The organism is Reyranella sp. (genome assembly GCF_044224635.1).
In the GTDB taxonomy this organism is placed as follows: domain Bacteria; phylum Pseudomonadota; class Alphaproteobacteria; order Reyranellales; family Reyranellaceae; genus Reyranella.
Genome location: NZ_JBGAKA010000046.1, coordinates 34,697 through 55,673, shown reverse-complemented (window position 1 = coordinate 55,673; position 20,977 = coordinate 34,697). Strand labels below are relative to the sequence as shown.

Here is a 20,977-nt window from a genome sequence, read left to right as displayed (position 1 = left end):
CAAGGTCGAACACCATGCTGAGCGGCATTCACGGGCACCAGGACATCGAGCGCGTCGTCTACGGCAAGCCGGCGGGGCCGGCGTTGCGCGCCGAGGCCGAGCGGCTGGGCGCGTCGCGTGTCTTCATCACGACCTCGAAGTCGGTAGCGCAGAGCGCGTTGCTGGCCGACATCGTGCGCGCGCTCGGCGATCGCTATGCCGGCGTCTATGCCGGGATCACCGCGCATTCGCCGCGCGCCTGTGTGGTCGAGGGGACGGCGCTGGCCCGCGCGGCCAAGGCCGATCTGATGGTGGCGGTAGGCGGCGGCTCGGCGATCGACGCCACCAAGACGATACTGATCGCGTTGTGGCAGGGCGTGACCCGCATCGAAGACCTGGATCCCTATCGCGCCGGCCGGCCCAAGGAGGGCGCTGCGCCGCCATCCGAGGCGATCAAGCCGCCGGCCGATGCGATCCGCATGCTCGCCGTGCCGACCACCTTGTCGGCCGCGGAGTTCAACCCCTTCGCTGGCATCAGCGACACCCGCTACGGCATCAAGGAAAGCTTCGGCCATCGCCTGGTCGTGCCGCGCGTCATCGTGCTCGATCCGGCCGCGACCCTCGCCACACCGATGGACCTCATGCTGTCGACCGGGATCAAGGCGGTCGATCACGCCGTCGAGCGGCTGTGCGCGCAGCAGGCGCATCCCTTCGTGCTGGGCACGTCGACAGAGGCGTTGCGGCTCCTGACGCGCGCGCTCCCCGCGCACAGGCAGGCGCCGGACGACATGGCGACGCGGCTCGACCTGCAGTTCGGGATGTGGCTGTCGATCGGCGCTGGCACGTCGGGCGTCGGCACCGGCGCGAGCCACGGCATAGGCCATGTGCTGGGCGCGGCCTGCCACGTGCCGCACGGCCATACTTCGTGCGTGATGCTGCCGTCGGTGTTGCGTTGGAACCTGCCGGCGAATGCGGAGCGCCAGAAGCGGGTCAGCGAGGCATTCGGCAAGCCCGATGTGGCGGCGGCAGAACTCGTGGCCGCGCTGGTGAAGTCGCTTGGCCTGCCGGGCCGGCTCGCCGAGGTGGGTGTCGGCCGCGACCGCTTCCAGGAGATCGCCGAGAAGTCGATGCATGATCGCGCCGTGCTCAACAATCCGCGGCCGATCACGAGCCCGGCCGAGGTCAGGGAGATACTCGAGCTGGCGGCGTGATTGGATTTGATTTGGTCTGCAAACGATATAGTCTGGAGTGAGAACGAGTTGCAACTCGCTCTCATTAACAAGGACAACGAGGTCTGAAGGTCTTCGAGCCTCGGACCCTAGGGGAAGAAACGCGGAGGAGGGGACTTCATGATCGGACTCGGATTGCGTCTGCTCGCAGCCGTGGCGGCCGCGGCATCCGTGCTCGCTGGCACCGCCTCGGCACAGGACAAGGTCAAGATCGGCTACGCCATCTCCAAGACCGGTCCCAATGCCGGCGGTGCCAGCATCACCCAGATCCCGAACTACGAGATGTGGGTGAAGGACGTGATGGCCAAGGGCGGCCTGATGGTCGGTGGCAAGCGCGTGCCGATCGAGGTCATCGAATACGACGACCGCTCCAACTCCGAGGAGGCGGTGCGCGCGGTCGAGCGGCTGGTGACCCAGGACAAGGTCGACCTGCTGTTCCCGCCGTGGGGCACCGGCCTCAATCTGGCGGTCGGTCCAGTGTTCAACAAGTACGGCTATCCGCAACTCGCCTTCAGCGCCGTCACCGACCGCGCGCCCGATCTGGCCAAGCGCTGGCCCAACAGCTTCTGGCTGCTCGGCACCAGCAAGCAGTATGTCGACGCCCTGACCGGGCTGCTGAAGAAGCTGCGCGACGAAGGCAAGATCGGCCCGAACATCGCGATGATCAGCATCGCCGACGGCTTCGGCATCGATCTCTCGCAGGCTGCGCGCAAGGGCTTCACAGACGCCGGCTTCAAGCTCGCCTACGACAAGAGCTATCCGATCGGCACGCAGGACCTGTCGCCGCTGATCGGCGAAGCAGCGCGCTCCGGCGCCGACACCTTCGTCGCCTTCTCCTATCCGCCCGACACGCTGGCGCTGACCGAGCAGGCCAAGGTCGCCTCCTATGCGCCGAAGGTGATGTTCCTGGGGGTCGGCGTTGGCTTCCCGCTCTACCCGCAGCGCTTCGGCGCCAACGTCGAAGGAATCATGTCGCTCGGCGGCTGGTCGAAGGACAACGCCTCGACCCAGGCCTACGCCAAGAAGCACGAGGAGATGTTCAAGCGTGGTCCCGACCGCTGGGGCAGCCAGATCGGTTACGCCTCTTTGCAGATGCTCGAGCAGGCGATCGAGCGCGTCGGCAAGATCGACCGCGCCGCCATCGTCAAGGAGCTGCAGACCGGCACGTTCGACACCGTGCTGGGCAAGGTGAAGCTGGTCGACAACATGATGCAGGACAATTTCTGGCTGATCGGCCAGTGGCAGGACGGCTTCTTCGCCGGCGTGGCCCCGCAACGTGCCGGCGTGTCGCCGGTGGTCGTGCCGAAGCCCGCCTGGAAGCCTTGAGGGTGGGGCCACTCCCTTCATTCTCCTCCCCAGTGTCTGCGCTGGGGAGGTGTCGTCGTGTTACGGCGACGGAGGAGCCATGCGCCGGGCGCGCGCCACTCCGCGGCGCTCTTCTTCTTCTTCTTCTCGATCACACAGCCCATGAGCACATATGACGGGGCACCTCCCCAGCGAAGCTGGGGAGGAAGCCCGATGATCTAGGGCGCCATGCTCTTCGAGGTGACGCTGTCCGGCGTGACGCTGGGCGGCATGTATGCGCTGGTCGCGATGGGATTGACGCTGCAGTACGGCGTCGCCCGCATCATGAACCTGAGCTACGGCGAGCTGCTGATTGCCGCGGCCTTCGCTGCACTCTCCTTCTACACCGGCGTGGCGATCAGTCCCTTGATCGGGCTGATCGTGGTGCCGCCGCTCGCCTTCGCGCTGAGCTTCGCGATCTATCTCATCCTGCTGCAGCCGCTGGTGCGCCGCGCCCGGACGCGCGACGCGCTCGAGGTCGACAGCATTCTGGCGACCTTCGGTCTGCTGTTCGTCATCCAGGGCGTCATGCTCGCGATCTTCGGCGGCGCCTACTACAGCTACTCCTTCCTCGCCGTGCCGTTGCAGATCGCTGGCGCGACGGTGGCGGCCAATCGCCTGCTGGCGTTGGTCCTCGCCGTGGTCATCGGCGTCGGCCTCTATCTCGGCCTGACGCGCACGCGGATCGGCACGGCCGTGCGCGCCGTCGCGGTCGATCCGGTGGCGGCCGAGCTGGTCGCCATCGACGTGCGCACCGCCTCGGCGCTCGCGTTCGCGCTGGGCGGCGCGCTGGTCGCGGCGTCGGGCGTGCTGGTGTCGATGTTTCTCACCTTCAACGCCAATCTCGGCGTCGTGTTCACCCTGAAGGCGCTGGTCGTGGTGATCATGGGCGGGGTCGGCAACCTGCTGGGCGCGCTGGTCGCCGGCCTGCTGCTGGGCCTGGTCGAGAACTATGTCGCCGTGTTCGTCGATCCCGGCCTGACGCTCGCCGCCACCTACGCGATCTTCCTGATCGTGTTGCTGGTGCGGCCGCAGGGCATTCTCGGAAGAGCCAGTCGATGAGGCCAGCCAGTGAAGGCCTGCCGATGATGAGCAACCGATGACGGGACGCGACACGCTGATCGGTATCGTCTGCCTGGCCGGCGTCGTGCTGCTCGCCGGACTGCCGTTGGTCGTCGCCGATTACGGCCTGTCGCTCGCCGTCAACATCGTGAGCTACACGGTGCTGGCGACGGCGTGGAGCCTGTTCTCCGGGCCGACGCGCTACGTCTCGCTGGCTACCGTGGCGTTCTTCGGCATCGGCGCCTACACGACGGCGGTCTTCGTCGAGACGCTGGCGTGGCCTCTGGTGCTGCTGATCGCGATGGCCGTGGGCAGCGTCGTGGCGGCGATCGTCGGGCTCGCCACCCTGCGCTTGTCAGGCGTCTATTTCGTGATCTTCAGCTTCGGCCTGGCCGAGCTGGTCCGCCAGCTGGTGACCTGGTTCGAGGTCAACAAGACGCGCACACTCGGCCGCTACGTCTTTGCCGACATCACGGCGTCGCAGATCTACTGGCAGCTCCTGGCGCTCGCCGTGCTGGTCTTCGCGATCGGCTTCCTGATCGGCCGCTCACGGCTCGGGCTTGCCCTGCGTGCGATCGGCGACGACGAGACGGTGGCGCGCCATTCGGGCATCGACGTCACACGCGCCAAGGTCGCGCTGTTCGTGCTCAGCACGGTGTTCATGACCCTCACCGGCGCAATCATGGCGCCGCGCTGGACCTACATCGATCCCGCCATCGCCTTCAATCCCGTGGTGTCCTTCACCGTCCTGATCATGGCCCTGCTGGGCGGCGTGCACCGGCTCTATGGCCCGGTGCTGGGCGTGGTGCCGCTGGCCCTGCTGCTCGAGTACCTGCTGGCCCACTTCCCCAATCACTTCAGCATCATGGTCGGCGTCGTCTTCATGGTGATCGTCTACGTCATCCCGCGTGGCGTCGTCGGCCTGGTCGAGGATGCGGTGCGCCGGCAGGTTGCCACGAAGGCGTCGCCATGAGCGCGCTGCTCGAGGTCGACGGGTTGACGCGCCGGTTCGGCGGGCTGGTCGCCGTCGACTCGCTCGGCTTTGTGGTCGGTGAGCACGAGATCGTCGGGCTGCTCGGCCCCAACGGCTCGGGCAAGACCACGGTGCTCAATCTGCTGTCCGGCGTGCTGCGCCCGGACGCCGGCCGCATCAGCCTGCGCGGCCATCCGATTGGCGGCCAGCCAGCGTACCGCATCGCCCGTCTCGGCGTGGCGCGGACCTTCCAGCTGGTGCGGCCGCTCGCCTCGCTCACCTGCCACGACAATGTCCGGACGGGCCTGGCCTTCGGACGCCGCCGCGCCTGGGGCGTCGCTGCCGACGCCGAGGCGGATCGCCTGCTCGACCGAGTCGGGCTGGGCGGCGTACGCGAAGCGCTGCCCGGCGAGCTCACCTACATCGACCAGAAGCGCCTCGAGCTCGCCCGCGCGCTCGCGCTCCGCCCCGACCTGCTGCTGCTCGACGAATGGCTGGCCGGCCTCAACCCGACCGAGCTCGAGGCCGGTATCGCGCTCATCCGGTCGCTGAATGGGCAGGGCCTCACCATCCTGCTGGTAGAGCACGTGATGGATGCGATCCGCTCGCTCTGCCATCGCTGCGTGGTGATGAATGCGGGCCGGCTGATCGCCTCGGGGCTGCCGGCGGAGGTGCTGGCCGACCGTGAGGTCGTCCGCGCCTATCTGGGGGATGACGGCGATGCTTGAGGTCGCCGGTCTCTCGGTCCTGTACGGCAAGCACCGGGCGCTCGACCAGGCCGCGCTCACCGTTGGCGCCGGCGAGATCGTGGTCATCCTGGGCGCCAATGGCGCCGGCAAGTCGTCATTGCTGCGCGCGGTGGCGGGCCTGTTGCCGGCGGCTCCCGGGGCGCAGGTGACGCTCGCTGGACGTCGCCTGGTCGGGTTGCCTGCCCACGCCGTCGTCGAAGCCGGCCTGGCGCTGGTGCCGGAAGGCCGCGCGATCTTCGGCGATCTCACGGTGCGCGAGAACCTGCTGCTCGGCGCCTTCGCGCCGCGCGCGCGTGCCGGCGAAGAGCGCAATCGCGCCCGCGTGCTGGCGCTGTTCCCGCGGCTTGCCGAGCGCCTGGGACAGACCGCGCGCACCATGAGCGGCGGCGAGCAGCAGATGGTCGCGATCGGCCGGGCGCTGATGTCGGCACCCGACCTGCTGCTGCTCGACGAGCCGTCGCTCGGTCTCTCGCCGCTCCTGTGCAGCGAGCTGTTCCGCGCCCTCGAGCGGATTCGCGGCGACGGCATCTCGGTGCTGCTGGTCGAGCAGAACGCGCGCAGGAGCCTGGCGGTCGCCGACCGCGGCTACCTGATCGAGAACGGACGCATCGTCGGCAGCGGGCGCGCCGCCGACCTGGCCGGCGATCCGGCGGTGCAGCGCGCCTACCTTGGCGGGAGATGATCCATGGGCATGCTGGACGGCAGGATCTGCATCGTGACCGGCGCCGCCGGCAGCCTCGGTCGCGCCAGCGCCGCGCGCTTCGTTGCCGAGGGCGCCAAGGTCATGCTGGTCGATCGCGACCGGGCGCGGCTCGATGCGGTGCTCAAGTCGATGCCGGAGGGGCGGGCGACCGCCATGCTTGCCGACGTGACCGACGCCCGTGCGACCCAGGCCTATGTCGACGCCACGGTGGCGCGCTGGGGGCCGATCGACGTGCTGTTCAGCAATGCCGGGATCAGCGGCGTCATCAAGCCGGTGGCGGACTATCCCGAGGAGGTGTTCGACGCGGTGGTCGCGGTCAACCTCAAGGGCTCCTTCCTGGCCTGCAAGTACGGCCTCCCCAAGATGCGCGACGGCGGCAGCATCGTCATGACGTCGAGCGTGGTCGGCGTCACCAGCGACCCCGGCATCTCGGCCTATGCGGCGTCCAAGCACGGCCTGATCGGCCTGATGCGCACCGTCGCAAAGGAAGCAGCGCCGCGCGGCGTGCGGGTCAACGTCGTGGCGCCGGGACCGATCGACAACGAGTTCCAGCGCGACGTCGAACGCGGGCTCAGCGAAGCGCTCGGCACCGATGCCGGCAAGTTCCTCGACTCGGTGATTCCGCTCGGCCGTCACGCCAAGGCGGAGGAGGTCGCCGAGACAGTGCTGTTCCTCGCCTCGGACAAGAGCTGCTTCACCACCGGGAGCGTGCTGATGGCCGACGGCGGCATGCACGTTTGACCAGCGTAGCGCGGAGCTTAGGCGAGACTCATGGCCGGGAGCGCGCCACTCCGTGGCGCTCATGGGATGCGTGATCGACAAGAAGAGCGCCATGGAGTGGCGCGCTCGCGGCGCACCTTCACAGGAGGACAGGATGGAGTTCTGGCGCGATCTCAAGCCGAACCGTTGATCGCCTTTCGACCCCATGAAGTCTTCTCATGAGGCAAGGCTGGCGATCGACCTTATCTTTGCCGTCGACCGACCCCGGAGGAAACCCATGCCGTCCGTCCAGCACGCTTCGTCCGCCGTCCACCAGCCGCCGCTCGCTGCCTGGGTCGAAGCCAGCGTTCCCTACCTGGCCGATCTCAGCGTCAAGCCGGTGACCTACAATCCGCCGATCGGCACCGGCGTGGCGCGGCGCCTCGGCAATTATCGCGACTTCAAGGTGCGCATCCACAATGCCCGGCCGATCGCCAAGGACCTGTCGCTGGATCGCCAGGCCTTCGTGCTGACGCAACATGAGACGGCAGTGCGCGACTTCTACGACCGCGACGAGATCCGCCGCGTCTACGACCCCGAGGTCGAGGCCCTGGTCAAGCGCGAGACCGGCGCGTCGAAGGTCGTGGTGTTCGATCACACGATCCGCGCCGCCGATCGCGGCGTCGAGCGCGGTCATCGCGCGCCGGTGCGCAGCGTGCACAACGACTACACCGAGAAGTCCGGCCCGCAGCGTGTCCGTGATCTGCTGCCGCCCGACGAGGCCGAGGCGCGCCTGAAGAAGCGCTTCGCCGAATACAACGTGTGGCGCAACGTCTCGCACGATCCGGTCGAGATGTCCCCGCTGGGCTTCGTCGATTCAGAGAGCATCGCACCACGCGACCTGGCGGTGTGCGACCTGGTCTACGAGGATCGGGTGGGCGAGATCTATATCGGCGTCTACAACGCCGATCATCGCTGGTGCTATTTCCCGCGCATGACCCGCGAGGAGGTCGTGCTCATCAAGTGCTACGACTCGCTGAAGGACGGCCGCGCCCGCTTCTCGCTGCACTCGGCGTTCGACGATCCGTCCTCGCCGCCGAACCCCAAGCCGCGCGAAAGCATCGAGACGCGGACGCTGGCGTTTTTCGATTGAGAAACTGCCGGCCTGCGGCCGGCTCCAACGAAAGGTCCCTCGCTGCGCTCGGGATGACACCATTGCTGGTGCAACGCGCACACTGTCATCGCGAGCGCAGCGAGGGACCTTTCATCATGTCGGGGAACCTACGCCCTGGAGATCGCCTCGAGGTGTTCCACCAGCTCCTCGGGATTGCTGTAGAACGGCGAATGGCCGCATTCCATGGTGATGACCTTGCAGGGCGTCAACTTCACCATCTGGCGCTGCAGGTCGATCTTGAGCGAGTTGTCGAACGTGCACTCGATGTACCACCGTGGCACCGAGCCGAAGCGCTCTTCCGTGAGGGTCACCGGCGTGGTCGAGATGGCGAGAGGCTGGGGGCGTAACCGCTCCATGGCGCGGTAGCGATCCTCGGGCGAGACGTCGGCGTAGAACAGGCCCGGCATCTTGTCGCGCGCGAAGGTGTAGGTGAGCCCGTCTGGGCTGACCTGGCGGGACAGGCGCCACATCGCCGTGGGATCGAGACTGCTCATGTCGCGTCCGGTCTTGCCCGACTGGGGCAGGATCGCGCACAGATAGACCAGCGCCTTGAGCTTTCGTCGCCGCGCTTCGGCGAGCGCGCTGATGGTGATGCCGCCCAGCGAATGGCCGACCAGCACGACCGGCTCGTCCATCTTGTCGAGCAGTCGCGACAGCTTCTCGACATTGTCGGCGAGTGTGACGTTGGCGGGGGGCGTGTCGTCCTTGCCCATTCCCGGCAGATCAGGGGCGCAGACCCGATGGCCGTCGGCTTCCAGAAGCGGCTTGACCTTCTCCCAGCACCAGCCGCCGTGGCTGGCGCCGTGGACCAGCATGAACGTCGCCACCGGCTCAGCTCCGCCCGACCAGCGTGCGCGCGCCGGGCGCGGGCACGAAGAAGTCGGGCATCAGGGGCGTGCCGGGCGAGACGGCGTACCTGTCGAGGTCGGTGACGCCCTCCGCCGCCAGGACCTCGTCGTCGATGAAGAAGTTTCCCGTGCAGGTGCTCGCTGCCCGGTTGAAGATGGCATGGGCGGCGTCGGCCATGATGTCCGGCTTGCGGCAGCGCTTCATGCCTTCGTCGCCACCGAGAATGTTCTGGATCGCTGCCGTGGCGATGCCGGTGCGCGGCCACAGGCAGTTGAAGGCGATGCCCTTGCCCTTGAACTCGGCCGCCATCGCCCACGCATAGATTGACATGCCGTACTTGGCGAGCGTGTAGGCCGAGTGATTGGCGAACCATTTGACGTCGAAATCGAGCGGCGGGGAGAGGTTGAGCACGTGTGGGTTCGCGGCCTTCTCGAGATGCGGGATGCACTTCTGGGAAACAAGAAACGTGCCGCGGGCGTTGATCTGGTGCATGAGGTCGTAGCGCTTCATCGGCGTCGCCAGCGTACCCGTCAGGCTGATCGCGCTGGCGTTGTTCACCACGATGTCGATGCCGCCGAATCGCGCAACCGTCTCGGCGACGGATTTCTCGACGCTCTGCTCGTTGCGGATATCGCACGCCAGCGGCAACGCCTTGCCGCCCGCCTTCTCGATCTCCTCGGCAGCCGTGAAGATCGTGCCGGGCAGCCGCGGATCGGGCTTCACCGTCTTGGCGGCAACCGCGACGTTGGCGCCGTCGCGCGCCGCGCGCAGAGCGATCGCGAGACCGATGCCTCGGCTGGCGCCGGTGACGAACAGGGTCTTGTTACGCAGGCTCATGGCGCCCCCAAGAACAACTCGGGCTCTATAGCCGGCCCGGCAAGGGGCGGCTAGTCTCCGCATACCGCAGGGAGAGACCATGAATCCGTGCTTCGAAACGGCCACACGCCTGTCACGCGCCATCCGGGCCGGGCGGCTCAGCTCGGTCGAGGCGACCCAGGCGCATCTGGAGCGTATCGCAAACCTCAACGGATCCCTGAACGCTCTGGTGGTGGTCGATGGCGATCGTGCCCTGAAAGCCGCGCAGGCTGCCGATCGTGCGCGCGCCAATGGCAAGGGGGGCAAGCTCGGCGCCCTGCATGGCGTGCCGATCACCATCAAGGAAGCCTTCGACGTCGCCGGCCTCGCCACCACCTCGAGCCACCCGCCGCTCAAGGACAACATCGCCCGCGAGGATGCGAGCCTGGTTGCCCGATTGCGCGCCGCCGGTGCCGTCATTCTGGGCAAGACCAATGTGCCCGAGCTGTGCGCCGACTTTCAGACCGAGAGCCCATTGTTTGGCACGACGAAGAATCCGTGGGACCCTCGCCGTACCGCCGGAGGCTCGACCGGCGGCGGCGGCGTTGCCGTCGCGGCACGCCTGACGCCGCTCGAGCTCGGCAGCGACATCGGCGGATCGGTGCGCAACCCGGCGCACTACAACGGCATCTTCTCCCTGAAGCCGACCGAGTCGCTGGTGCCGGCGCACGGTCACGTGCCCGATCTGCCCGGCAAGCCGCGGACCACGCGCGCCATGGGTGTGTTCGGGCCGCTCGCCCGTTCGGTCGACGATCTCGAGCTGGCCTTGCGCATCATCGCCGGCCCCGACGGCCGCGAGGCGGAGGCGCCGCCGATGCCGCTCGGCAAAGCGAGCACGCGGACCCCGAAGGACTTGCGCATTGCCGTGCTGGAGAGCAATCCCCTGGTGAAGGTGTCGGCCGACACCGCCGCCGTCCTGCAGGCGACCGTGAAGCTGCTGACGAAGGCCGGCGCCAAGGCCAAGCGCGCCGAGCCCAAGGGATTGGATTGGCAGCAGGCCTGGGACGATTGGTGCGACCTGTTCTTCTATCAGGCGCGGGCGCTGTCGCCGTTGTCGGAGCGCGAGGCGGATTTCGGCAGGCAAGGCTCGTCGAACCCGTCGGCGCGCTCGGCGGCGCGCACGGCGGGGCTCGACCTTGCCGCGTACTTCACCGTCCTCGACCGCCGCGACCGCCTGCTGCGCCAGTGCGAGACGTTCCTCGAGGAGTTCGACGCCTGGCTGATGCCGGTGATGCCCGACGCCGCCTTCATCCGCCAGAGCCAGAAGGAGCCGCTCGAGATCGATGGCGTCGGCCATCCCTACTTTTTCGCCGGCACGTCCTACAACTTCCTCGCCAACCTCACCGGGCAGCCGTCGGTCGTGCTGCCCTGCGGCTTCTCGCGCGCGGGCTTGCCGATCGGGCTGCAGCTCACCGGCCGCAAGTGGCGCGACATCGATCTGCTGAGCGTAGCCCGGGCGGTCGAGAAGCTGTTGCCGCCGTGTCCGATGCCGCCCGCTTACGCCTGACCTGGATCGTCACTCGACCTTGACGTTCGCCTTCTCGATGATCGGCCGCCACTTGTCGAACTCGCCGCGCTGGTAGGCGTCGAAGGCGGCAGGCTGCATCTGCTCCGGCGTCGGGATGTCCTGGCCGAGATCCTCGAGCTTGCGCCGGATCTCCGGATCCTTGAGCGCCGCCACGGCAGCGGCATTGAGCTTCGCGATGATCTCCGGCGGCGTTCCCTTGGGGGCCCACAGGCCATGCCAGATCGCGACCTCGATGCCGGGATAGCCTGCCTCGGCCGTGGTCGGCACGTCCGGCGCGGCCGCCGGGCGTTCCTTGGCGGTCACCGCATAGACCTTGAGCTTGCCCGCGCGCACGTGCGGCAGCGAGTTCGAGGACTGGTCGATCATGATCTGGATCTGGTTGGCGATCAGGTCCTGCACCGCCGGGCCGGTGCCGCGATAGGGCACCAGCTGGTAGTTCGTGCCGGTGGCGGCGTGAAAGGCCATGACGCCGATATGCGAGCCCGAGCCCATGCCGGCGGTTCCGCCCGAGATCTTGTCGGCATTGGCCTTGAGGTAGGCGACCAGCTCCTTGAGATCCTTGGCCGGCACCTGGTTGGACGTCACCACCAGCAGCGGGTTCGAGGGCAGGCGGGCGATCGGCACCAGATCGTCCAGCAGATCGTAGTTCAGCTTCTTGTAGATCAGCCCGTTCACCACATTGGTGCCGAGATGGCCGATGCCGATCGTGTAGCCGTCGGGCGCCGAGCGCGCCAGCTTGCCCATCGCGATCGTGCCGGCCGCGCCCGTGACGTTGTCGATGATGAATTGCTGGCCGAGCTCCTTGCCCATGCGCTCGCCGACGATGCGCGCCATCAGGTCGGTCGGCCCGCCCGCCGCGAACGGGACGATCAGGGTGATCGGCTTGCTGGGATAGGCCTGTGCGAAGGCCGGACTGGCCAGGGCTATCGCTAGCAAAGACAAAACTGACCTGCGCAGCATGACGCCTCCCGATACCGCGTTCTTCAACCACTGTTCTGTTCAAGCCGATACGACCCGACGTCGCTCATCGCAATTCGACATGCAACCGCTTGCCGACGGCAGACGCTGCGCGGCGCAGAGTCAATAGGGTTACCGACGGATTGCGCGGATCGAGTAAGCGGTCGATCTGGCGACGGCTCGTCCCCATACGAGACGCCATCACGCTTTTCGTGATCTTGCGTTGCCGCATCGCCAGCGCGATCTGGTCGGCGATTATCTCCTTCAAGGCTCCTGCCTCGGCTTCCTCGAGAAGGCCTTCCTCATCCAGGAAATCGTCGAATGTTTCGGCGGACACATGGCGGGATGCCACCGACTTCTTCTTGCCTTTCATCCTCCACCTTTTGAATGTCCTTGCCGATGCGTCGACGATCGCCGATGGCGAGAGACATGATCCAATCGCGAACTGGTCTGACGCCCGCAGCCGTGGCGTAGAAGCGCGCCTGAACCTTCTTCGGCCGAACAGGCATCGGCAGCTATGTGCCAAATTTGGCACATAGCGTCAAGCAGTCACCGCCAGCGCAGCACCGAGCGCTCGACCATGCCGAGGCCCCACGAGATCAGCAGGCCCAGGATCGACAGCATGACGACGCCGGCCAGCAGCTGGTCGGTCTGCATCAGGTTGCCGGCCGTGAGGACGAAGGCGCCGATGCCGTGCTGGGCGCCGATCATCTCGGCGGCGACCACCAGGAGCAGGGCGACCGAGGCTGAGATGCGGAAGCCGGCGAGGATGCCGGGCATGGCGCCGGGCAGCAGGATCTTGGCGACGATGTCGGTCGCCGGCAGGCCGAAGCTCTGGCCCATGCGGATCAGGTTGCGCGGCACCGAATCGCACGCGCTGTAGGCCGAGATCACGGTCGGGAAGAAGACGCCGAGCGCGATGGTGGCGACCTTCGACGGCTCGCCGATGCCGAACCACAGGATGAGCAGCGGCAGCAGGGCGATCTTCGGGATGGGGAAGAGGGCCGACACGATCGGCAGCCCGCCGGCCCGCGCCGCCGAGAAGATGCCCATGGCGAGCCCGACGGCGAGGCCGGCGCCGGTGCCGATGATCCAGCCCGGCACGATGCGCTTCAGCGACGCCATCACGTGTTCCATCAACGTGCCGTCGAGCCACAGCGCGACCAGGGCGCGCATGACGGTGAGCGGACTGGGCATGAACAGCGACGGCAGGACCCCGGCGCTCGATGCCGCCTGCCAGGCGGCGATGACGACGACGAACACGACCCACGGCAGCACGCGGCGCGGCGTGGGGTTGAAGCCGCCGCCGCGGAACGGGACGGGGCGACGCGCGGAGGGGGACTGTCGGGGCGGGTCCATCTAGTTCGGCTGCTCGAAGTACGTGCGGCCTGCCGCGCGCCCTGCAACCAGGTCGACAAGGGCGAGGCCATCGCCCGCGTAGATGTTCGACTTGTCCGGCGACAGGATCAGCATGGCCCTGTCGTGGTGGAAGAAGGCAGCCTGAATCCGGTCCGACCGGCTTGTCCGCAGCGGCCCGGCCAAGACCTTGCCGTTCCAATCGAGGTGACGGACCGACAGTTCGTCATCCTCGACGACGATGAAGCTTTCGCCGTCGGGCGCCACGACGATCAGGCCGACCCCGCCGAACTCCGCCGCCTTGACCGGTGGACCCGCGAAAGTGCCATCAGGGGAAAGACGCACGATCGTTCCGTCGGCCAATCCGGCCGCGAACCCGCCCCGGGGTAAGGGCGCCACGGCCCATGATTGTGCGGACAGGGCGACACGCCGCACGCTCCGGTCGGCCGTCCGGATGAGCCAGATCGCGGCTCTCTCGTCAACGAGTGCCATCGCATCGCCCTCCGGCGCCATGGCAAAACCGGCGGGACGGGCGGGCCGCTGCCCGTCGACCTCGAGGGCATAAGTCGTGAGGTCGCCGCCGTCGCGCGACCAGGTCAGCACGCTGGGGCCGCGTCCCACGGCAGCAATGAGCTTTCCGGTCGCGGCCATCGCCACGAACTGTCTTTGTGATTGGTCGAAGGGGATCGTGGCGCGCCAGGTGCGCGCTTCCGGCCGGATCAGCGTGTAAAGCTCGGTCCTTCCAAGCGCCGATACGACGTCGCCGTCGGCGGATATGGCGATGCTGCCCCCGGGGCCTCCGGTGCCGGACTGGATGCGGAGCACGAAGGCGCCCTCTTTCGTGAACAGGTCGATCCAACCGCCGCGCACGGCCAGTGCAATCGCTTCGTTGTCGGCGCCGGCGGCAGCGCTGTTGATCGTATAGTTCTCGAAGCCGGCCGGCGCGACTAGTTGCTTGCCGGTGTCGGACCACAGCGCAATGCCCTTGTCGTCAAGGGTCATGAGCCGGCGTCCGTCCGACAGGGCCATGAATTGGGTTGCGTTGATTTCAACATTGGCGAAGGGCTTCGACGCGAGGCTGGCCATGCGGACCACGACCGGCTCCGTCATCCCTGCAAGGATCGCCGCGTTGCCGCCGTCGATGAACGTGACATCGGTCGCCGGCAGGTCCTCACCCACCGAAATGTCGGCAGGCTGCAAGCGGTGACCGGCCGCATCGAAGATCGTGGTAAACATCGGCCCACCGCCCCAGCTCACCGCGAAGCGGTCGCCGCGCGGCGACCAGCGCAGCTGAAATAGACCCTCCTCCTCGCGCGAGACCGGCTCCAGGGTGCGGTTCAGGGTCTTGAGGTCGACCACGCGCTGGATCGCGCCGTCGCTCGTGCGATAGACCATCACCCAGTCGTCCGTCATCGTCACGAGACCGCCGTCTGGCCGAAAGGCGTAGGTGTAGGGCCGGTTGGCCGACACGCCGAAGGTTGCCCGCGGCACCAGACGCATCGACGGCCCGGCCCGCTCGACGGCGAACAGGCTGATCCAGCCGCGCTCGCTGCTGGCGGCAACCCGGTCGCCCTTGGGTGACACGGCTAATTGCGCGACGGCGCCGATCGGGCTGGGTATCGGCTCGCCGACCGGCCGCCCGGCGGCATCGAGCAGGACCAAATGCCGCGTGCGTTCGAAGAAGCCGCCCGGGACGGCGGCATAGACGACGAAGGCTCCCTTGGGCGCGACGGCGAAGGCTTCGACACCGGGGGGCCCGAAGGGGGAGAAGGCAACTTTTCCCGCGGCCTGGTCGAAGTGCGCCCGCAGCAGCCGTTGCTCGACACGCCCACTGTAGACGGCGATGCAATCGTCGTCGGCCGCCACGGCGATCGACGCGGCAGACTGCGCCCATGCGCTCGCCGTGATCGCCAGGGCGCCGAAGAGTGCCGACAGCAGGCAGGTGAGTAATCGCATGCGAGACGGTCCCGTTCCCAAGGCCTCTTCTACATCGGGCGGCCGATGCTCTGCACCTAGCGGTCGGCCGTCGCCGCCCCGTCGCGGATCAGCAATCAACTGTCGAGGCCTCGTGAGATTGGCCCTGCCCAAATGCCACCTCACATCTGATATGATACCACCTTTGCATCGGTTACGGTCAAAAGATTGCTCCCAACTTAAGTCGGAATGCGACATGACAAGTAAACTTGGGTTCCGCGTACGCTTTAGGTTTCGGGTAAATGTGAAGCTTAACATAAAAACTAACTCGCACCGCTTCAATATTGGAATGCAGGAGTTAACGTTATCGGCTCAGCACCCCGATGCGATGATCAAGGACACCGAATGGCTGGTTATGAATGCGGTTGGCTTTGGGACGGAAGACGAAGCGCGTAATTTTGCATTCATGCTCAAGAGCTCCGCAGCATTAGCCGCCGTGAGTTCACGATGGGGTATCGACTGCGGCGTCGATGCACCGACAGCTAGCTTGAGTGATACGATAAAGGACGCTATCCACAAGGCAGATGGTACCCTGATTAGAGACAACGTCCATGGTATCGACATATTCCCCAATGACCCGAATGTTAGGATGTTCGGCATCCAAGCAACTGGAGTAGTTCACAAGGAACCAGAGCCCTTCTTGTCTAACTTGGAACGATTTATCAACAACAAGGGGAGAGTGTCGGATGTTACTCGCGATGCGATTCTCCTTCTCAACTTTGCCCTAATGCGAGCTGAGCCAGTTGCCCAGATAGTGTTCTCAATATCGGCAGTAGAGATGATCGGACAAAAGGCTTGGAGTGAGAATCAGAAGACGTTGTTGCAAGTGCTGGCACGAAATGCATTGGAAAGCCCGATCGGAACCGAGGATGAGCGCCACGAAGTCGCTTTGGCAATTGAAAAGAGCATTCATAGAGTGTCGCTAACGCAAGGAGTCAGTGCCTTGTTGGCATCGCTGGACCTTGGACATTTGAAGCGAAAATGGCAGAAACTATACGCGAAACGTAGTACACTAATTCATGGCTTGGCGCCTCGCGCAGGAGTGGATTATAACCCATTGGCATTTGAAGCTGTTAGTTTGTGTGGACACATCCTGTTGAAGCTCATTTCAAGAGAAGTACCTGGTGCTGATCGAGACGTTCTTACGTTCTACTCAATCTGAGCCAACGCGACGTTCGCTCAGTTATCCCTGCCCACTGGCTAAGTATCTATGAGTTTCCGGTCGGGATCGCGCGGAAACTAAGAACGAAAGCTTTGCACCTCGCGGTCGGCCGTCGCCGCCTCGTCGCGGATCAGCGACCACAGGCGCTTGTGCACATCGACCAGCAGGCCGGCATGCTCGGGGCGCGCACGCTCGGCGACCGGGACGTCGATGCCGATCACCTCGCGGATGCGGCCGGGCCGGCGCGACAGCACGACCACGCGGTCGGCAAGGCGGGCCGCCTCCTCGAGGTTGTGCGTCACGTACACCCGCGTGCTCTTCTCGCGCGCCCAGATCGCCAGCAGGTCCTCCATCAGGAGCTCGCGGGTCTGGGCATCGAGCGCGGACAGCGGCTCGTCGAGCAGCAGGACGGCCGGCCGCACCACCAGCGCCCGGGCGATGCCGACGCGCTGACGCATGCCGCCAGACAGCTGTTTGGGATAGGCGCTGGCGAAGTCGCCGAGGCCGGTGAGGGCGAGTGCCGCCGCCACCCGCTCGCGCCGCTCGGCGGCGCCGAGCGCGCGATGCTCCAGCGCCAGCGAGACATTGTCGGCCACGCTGCGCCACGGCAGCAGGGCGAAATCCTGGAAGACGTAGGTGAAGGGATTGAGCGACTCCTTCGGCGGTGGGCCGGACAGGGTGACCCGGCCGGCCGTCGGTTGCAGCAACCCGCCGATGATGCCGAGCAGGGTCGACTTGCCGCAGCCGGACGGGCCGATCAGGGCGACGGTCTCGCCGTCGGCAATGTCGAGCTCGATGCTGTCGAGCGCCTCGACCGAGCCGTAGCGGTGCGAGACCTTTTCAAGGTGCAGCGGCATCGGCCGCCAGGGTGACCAGGACCGTGCGGTTGGCCACCTGCTGGCCTTCGCGCACGGTAATCGACTCGATCCGGGCGTCGAGCCCGGCCTTGAGCTGATGCTGGATCTTCATCGCCTCCAGCACGATCAGCGTCTGGCCACGGCTGACGCTGTCGCCCGCCGCGACCTTGATGGCGACGATGCGGCCATCCATCGGCGCGCGCAGCTTGCCGTCGCTGCCGGCCGCCGCCGCCGCGGGCGGCGCGTAGGTCTTGTCGGTGAAGCGCACGGTGAGCGCCTCGTGATCGACGATGATGTCGTCGCCCTCGATGTGGAATGGCGCCGCGTCGCCGATGGCCTCGGCCTCGGCCGCCGTCATCAGCAGCGTTTGCTCCTCGTTGTCGGCGACGAGACGGATCGGCGTCGGCTCGGGATTGGAGTTGCGCCAGCCGCGCAGCGCCGCCGGATAGCGTTCGGCCGATTGCCGCCACAGCAATGCCGCCGCGCGCTGCCAATGAACGTCGCTCGCCTTCGGCGGCGCCAGCGCATCGCCGGAGAAATGCTTGTCGATGAAGGCGGTGGTGGCCTGGCCGGCGGTGAACTCGGGATGCTCGAGCAGGCGGATCAGGAAGTGCCGGTTGGTGGTCGATCCCAGCACGACGGTCTGGCGCAGCGCCCGCACCAGGCGCACACGCGCCTCCTCGCGCGTCGCGCCGTGCGCGATCACCTTGGCGATCATCGAATCGTAGTAGGGCGAGATCACGAGCCCGTCCTTCATGCCATGATCGACCCGGATGCCGGGGCCCGTCGGCGGTCGCCACACGGCAATGCGTCCGGTCTGCGGCAGGAAGCCCGCGTAGGCATCCTCGGCGTAGAGACGCACCTCGATGGCGTGGCCGGAGAACGCGATTTGCTCCTGTGTGAGCGGCAGCGCCTCGCCTGATGCGACCTTGAGCTGCCAGGCCACCAGATCCTGTCCGGTGATCATCTCGGTCACCGGATGCTCGACCTGCAGGCGCGTGTTCATCTCGAGGAAGTAGAAGGCGCCGTCGGCGGCGAGCAGGAACTCGACCGTGCCGGCGCCGCGATAGCCGATGGCGCGTGCCGCGGCGACCGCCGCCGCCCCCATGCGATGGCGCAGGCCCGTATCGGCCGCCGGCGAGGGCGCTTCCTCGATCACCTTCTGGTGGCGGCGCTGCACCGAGCAGTCCCGCTCGCCAAGGTGGATGACATTGCCATGGTTGTCGGCGAAGACCTGGATCTCGACATGGCGGGCATCGACGACCGCCTTCTCTAGGATCAGCTCGCCCGAGCCGAAGGCGCTCTCGGCCTCCGTGCGCGCGGTGCGGATCGCCTCGAGCAGGTCGGCCTCGCGCTCGACCAGGCGCATGCCGCGGCCGCCGCCGCCAGCCGCCGCCTTCACCATCACCGGCAAGCCGATCCTGCGCGCTTCCGTCTCGAGGTTGGCATCGCTCTGGTCGGCCCCTTGGTAACCCGGCACGCAGGGCACGCCGGCGTCGATCATGCGCCGCTTGGCCGCCGCCTTGTTGCCCATGGCGGCGATCGCGGCGGGCGGCGGGCCGATGAACACCAACCCGGCTGTCTCGCAGGCCGCGGCAAAGGCCTCGTTCTCCGACAGGAACCCGTAACCCGGATGCACCGCGTCGGCGCCCGACCGGCGCGCGGCATCGAGGATGCGCTCGATATTGAGATAGCTCTCGCCGACCGGCGAGGGGCCAATGTGCCGGGCCTCGTCGGCGTAGCCGACGTGCGGCGCCAGGCGGTCGGCGTCGGAGTAGACCGCGACAGTGCGATAGCCCATCGCCTTGGCCGTGCGCATCACGCGCCAGGCAATCTCGCCACGATTGGCGACAAGGATCTTGCTGAGCTTCATTTCAGGGGACGTCCGTCCTTGGTGTAGTAGCCCCAGCCGCTGGCGTCCTCGCGCACCATCATGTCGATATCGGAATAGTGGCCGACTTCCTCGACGGTGCGGGTGCCGACCTCGAGGACGCGGGTGGCCCTGTCGGAACGATTGACGAGATGATGGCCGTTCGCCTTGCCGGCAGGGAAGCCGGCGGTCATCCCGGCCGTCAGGACGGTTTCGCCATCGTCCGTCACCAGCACCACCTCGCCCTCGAGCACGTAGACCAGCTCGTCCTGGCGTTCATGCCAGTGGCGTTGCGAGGACCAGGTGCCCGGCGGCAGCTCGAGCTGATTGACGCCGAATTGCGACAGGCCGAACACGTTGCCCAGCGCCTGTCGACGACGCTGGCGGCACGGCACGTCGTGCGGGGCGGGGTAGTCCGTTCCGACACGCACCGGCAGGTCGGTCACGCGTACGGCGATGGGTGGCGTTGCCATGCTGCCTCCTTTCAAGGGTGCTGGGGGCGCGTTTCATTTCTCCTCCCCAGCTTCGCTGGGGAGGTGTCCGCGTCTTCGCGGACGGAGGGGTCATGAGCAGCGGGACTGTGGCCCTTGACCCCTCCGTCGCCGTAAGACGGCGACACCTCCCCAGCGAAGCTGGGGAGGAGAAGCGAAAGAAGACGGCGACACCTCCCCAGCGAAGCTGGGGAGGAGAAGCGAAAGTCGGCGTCTGTGAGTGGCGCGCCCCCAGCAATGAGCTCCCTCCGCAAGTTCACTCCGTCGCCCATCGCGGCGGGCGCTTTTCGGCGAAGGCACGCAGGCCTTCCGCCGCTTCGGGGCTGCGCCGCGCTTCGGCGAACTTGTCGGCGGCGAAGTCGAGCACGGAAGACAGCGGCTCGCTGCCGACCTTCATCACCACTGCCTTGGTCAGCGCATTGGCCAGCGGCGCGCAGCGGTCGATCTGCTTCAGGACCTCCTCCAGCTTGGCGTCGAGCGCCGCCGAGTCCTTGACGAGATGATGGACGATGCCGAGGCGCAGCGCCTCGGGTCCTTTGAAGCGCGATGCGGTCAGGGCGAGATGCCGGGTCTGCGGCACGCCGATGCGGGCGGCGACGAAGGGCGCGATCTGCGCCGGCACGATGCCGATGGCCGTTTCGCTCATGGCGAAGCCCGCATCCTCGGTGCAGATCGCCACGTCGGAGACGCAGAGCAGGCCGAAGCCGCCGGCGATGGCGTAACCTTCGACCGCCGCGACCACGACCTGCGGCGTGGTGTTGACCATCTCGAGAAAGGTCCCGTACTCGCGGTTGCTGACGGCGATCGGATCCTTCTCGCCGGACTTGGGCGTGTCGCGAAAGCTCTGCTCCATGTTCTTGAGATCGGCGCCGGCGCAGAAGGTGCCGCCAGCGCCGCGCAGCACGACGACCTTGATGTCACGCCGGTCGCGCAGGACCTCGAACACCGCCCTGAGCTCGCCGACCAAGGTCGGGTTCAGGGCATTCTTGACCTCGGGCCGGTTCAGCGTGACGTGCAGGCGCGAGCGCTCGCGATGCAGCAGCAGGGTTTGGTACTTGGCGGCGAAATCAGTCATTTGAAACTCCGAGGACGCGTCGTCGGCCGATCTGAGCAAAGGTCCCTCGCTGCGCTCGGGATGACAGCAATGCTGATTGGCGCGACAACAA

General features: G+C 66.8%; 20 protein-coding genes. 10 read left to right on the top strand and 10 right to left on the bottom strand.

Annotation, left to right across the window (positions count from 1 at the left end):
- Window positions 1-14 precede the first annotated feature (14 nt).
- The 8 genes from ACILR9_RS29755 to ACILR9_RS29720 all read left to right on the top strand — a co-directional run bounded on the left by ACILR9_RS29755 (window position 15) and on the right by ACILR9_RS29720 (window position 7,891).
- Window positions 15-1,190, top strand: a complete 1,176-nt coding sequence (locus ACILR9_RS29755; RefSeq protein ID WP_395713604.1) for an iron-containing alcohol dehydrogenase — start codon at window positions 15-17, stop codon at window positions 1,188-1,190.
- A gap of 138 nt (window positions 1,191-1,328) precedes the next feature.
- A complete protein-coding gene (locus tag ACILR9_RS29750; RefSeq protein ID WP_395713603.1) occupies window positions 1,329-2,534 on the top strand; it encodes an amino acid ABC transporter substrate-binding protein in 1,206 nt (401 codons plus the stop codon).
- A 207-nt stretch (window positions 2,535-2,741) separates the two neighbouring features.
- Window positions 2,742-3,614 (top strand): branched-chain amino acid ABC transporter permease, encoded by an 873-nt coding sequence (locus ACILR9_RS29745; protein ID WP_395713602.1) that lies wholly within the window; start codon window positions 2,742-2,744, stop codon window positions 3,612-3,614.
- 37 nt (window positions 3,615-3,651) lie between these two features.
- Window positions 3,652-4,587: a branched-chain amino acid ABC transporter permease gene (locus ACILR9_RS29740; RefSeq protein ID WP_395713601.1), complete on the top strand. Its 936-nt coding sequence runs from the start codon at window positions 3,652-3,654 to the stop codon at window positions 4,585-4,587.
- A complete protein-coding gene (locus ACILR9_RS29735; protein WP_395713600.1) occupies window positions 4,584-5,315 on the top strand; it encodes an ABC transporter ATP-binding protein in 732 nt (243 codons plus the stop codon). The genes ACILR9_RS29740 and ACILR9_RS29735 overlap by 4 nt, the downstream gene beginning before the upstream one ends.
- Entirely contained in the window at window positions 5,308-6,018 is a 711-nt protein-coding gene (locus ACILR9_RS29730) for an ABC transporter ATP-binding protein (protein WP_395713599.1), read from the top strand. The genes ACILR9_RS29735 and ACILR9_RS29730 overlap by 8 nt, the downstream gene beginning before the upstream one ends.
- A gap of 3 nt (window positions 6,019-6,021) precedes the next feature.
- Window positions 6,022-6,780, top strand: a complete 759-nt coding sequence (locus ACILR9_RS29725) for an SDR family NAD(P)-dependent oxidoreductase (RefSeq protein ID WP_395713598.1) — start codon at window positions 6,022-6,024, stop codon at window positions 6,778-6,780.
- Window positions 6,781-7,036: 256 nt separating this feature from the next.
- Window positions 7,037-7,891, top strand: a complete 855-nt coding sequence (locus ACILR9_RS29720) for a CmcJ/NvfI family oxidoreductase (protein ID WP_395713597.1) — start codon at window positions 7,037-7,039, stop codon at window positions 7,889-7,891.
- Window positions 7,892-8,019: 128 nt separating this feature from the next.
- Here the strand turns inward: ACILR9_RS29720 and ACILR9_RS29715 are convergent, their stop codons facing one another.
- Window positions 8,020-8,739: an alpha/beta fold hydrolase gene (locus ACILR9_RS29715; RefSeq protein WP_395713596.1), complete on the bottom strand. Its 720-nt coding sequence runs from the start codon at window positions 8,737-8,739 to the stop codon at window positions 8,020-8,022.
- Window positions 8,740-8,743: 4 nt separating this feature from the next.
- Window positions 8,744-9,598, bottom strand: coding sequence for an SDR family oxidoreductase (locus ACILR9_RS29710; protein ID WP_395713595.1), 855 nt, complete (start codon window positions 9,596-9,598; stop codon window positions 8,744-8,746).
- Window positions 9,599-9,677: 79 nt separating this feature from the next.
- On the opposite strand from ACILR9_RS29710, the gene ACILR9_RS29705 reads away from it, so the two are divergent.
- Window positions 9,678-11,123, top strand: coding sequence for an amidase (locus ACILR9_RS29705; protein ID WP_395713594.1), 1,446 nt, complete (start codon window positions 9,678-9,680; stop codon window positions 11,121-11,123).
- A gap of 9 nt (window positions 11,124-11,132) precedes the next feature.
- Here ACILR9_RS29705 and ACILR9_RS29700 read toward each other — a convergent pair whose 3' ends face one another.
- The 4 genes from ACILR9_RS29700 to ACILR9_RS29685 form a co-directional block, all read right to left on the bottom strand.
- Window positions 11,133-12,101, bottom strand: a complete 969-nt coding sequence (locus tag ACILR9_RS29700; protein ID WP_395713611.1) for a Bug family tripartite tricarboxylate transporter substrate binding protein — start codon at window positions 12,099-12,101, stop codon at window positions 11,133-11,135.
- Window positions 12,102-12,168: 67 nt separating this feature from the next.
- Complete coding sequence (locus ACILR9_RS29695) at window positions 12,169-12,474, bottom strand: helix-turn-helix domain-containing protein (protein WP_395713593.1); 306 nt, start codon at window positions 12,472-12,474, stop codon at window positions 12,169-12,171.
- Window positions 12,475-12,650: 176 nt separating this feature from the next.
- On the bottom strand, window positions 12,651-13,460 hold the full coding sequence (locus ACILR9_RS29690) for an ABC transporter permease (RefSeq protein WP_395713592.1): 810 nt from the start codon (window positions 13,458-13,460) through the stop codon (window positions 12,651-12,653).
- The gene (locus ACILR9_RS29685; RefSeq protein WP_395713591.1) at window positions 13,461-15,434 is read right to left on the bottom strand and encodes a WD40 repeat domain-containing protein; all 1,974 of its coding nucleotides are present in this window, start codon (window positions 15,432-15,434) and stop codon (window positions 13,461-13,463) included. It lies immediately after the preceding gene.
- A gap of 193 nt (window positions 15,435-15,627) precedes the next feature.
- Between ACILR9_RS29685 and ACILR9_RS29680 the strand changes: the two genes are divergently transcribed.
- Entirely contained in the window at window positions 15,628-16,593 is a 966-nt protein-coding gene (locus ACILR9_RS29680; RefSeq protein ID WP_395713590.1) for a hypothetical protein, read from the top strand.
- Window positions 16,594-16,670: 77 nt separating this feature from the next.
- Here ACILR9_RS29680 and ACILR9_RS29675 read toward each other — a convergent pair whose 3' ends face one another.
- The 4 genes from ACILR9_RS29675 to ACILR9_RS29660 all read right to left on the bottom strand — a co-directional run bounded on the left by ACILR9_RS29675 (window position 16,671) and on the right by ACILR9_RS29660 (window position 20,886).
- On the bottom strand, window positions 16,671-17,450 hold the full coding sequence (locus ACILR9_RS29675; protein WP_395713589.1) for an ABC transporter ATP-binding protein: 780 nt from the start codon (window positions 17,448-17,450) through the stop codon (window positions 16,671-16,673).
- Window positions 17,434-19,323, bottom strand: a complete 1,890-nt coding sequence (locus tag ACILR9_RS29670) for an acetyl/propionyl/methylcrotonyl-CoA carboxylase subunit alpha (protein ID WP_395713588.1) — start codon at window positions 19,321-19,323, stop codon at window positions 17,434-17,436. The genes ACILR9_RS29675 and ACILR9_RS29670 overlap by 17 nt, the downstream gene beginning before the upstream one ends.
- Window positions 19,320-19,793 carry a cupin domain-containing protein gene (locus ACILR9_RS29665; protein ID WP_395713587.1) on the bottom strand — a complete coding sequence of 158 codons (474 nt, stop codon included), beginning with the start codon at window positions 19,791-19,793 and terminating at the stop codon, window positions 19,320-19,322. Before ACILR9_RS29665 ends, ACILR9_RS29670 begins: the two co-directional genes overlap by 4 nt.
- 274 nt (window positions 19,794-20,067) lie before the next feature.
- Window positions 20,068-20,886, bottom strand: a complete 819-nt coding sequence (locus ACILR9_RS29660) for an enoyl-CoA hydratase/isomerase family protein (RefSeq protein WP_395713586.1) — start codon at window positions 20,884-20,886, stop codon at window positions 20,068-20,070.
- Window positions 20,887-20,977: the final 91 nt, after the last annotated feature.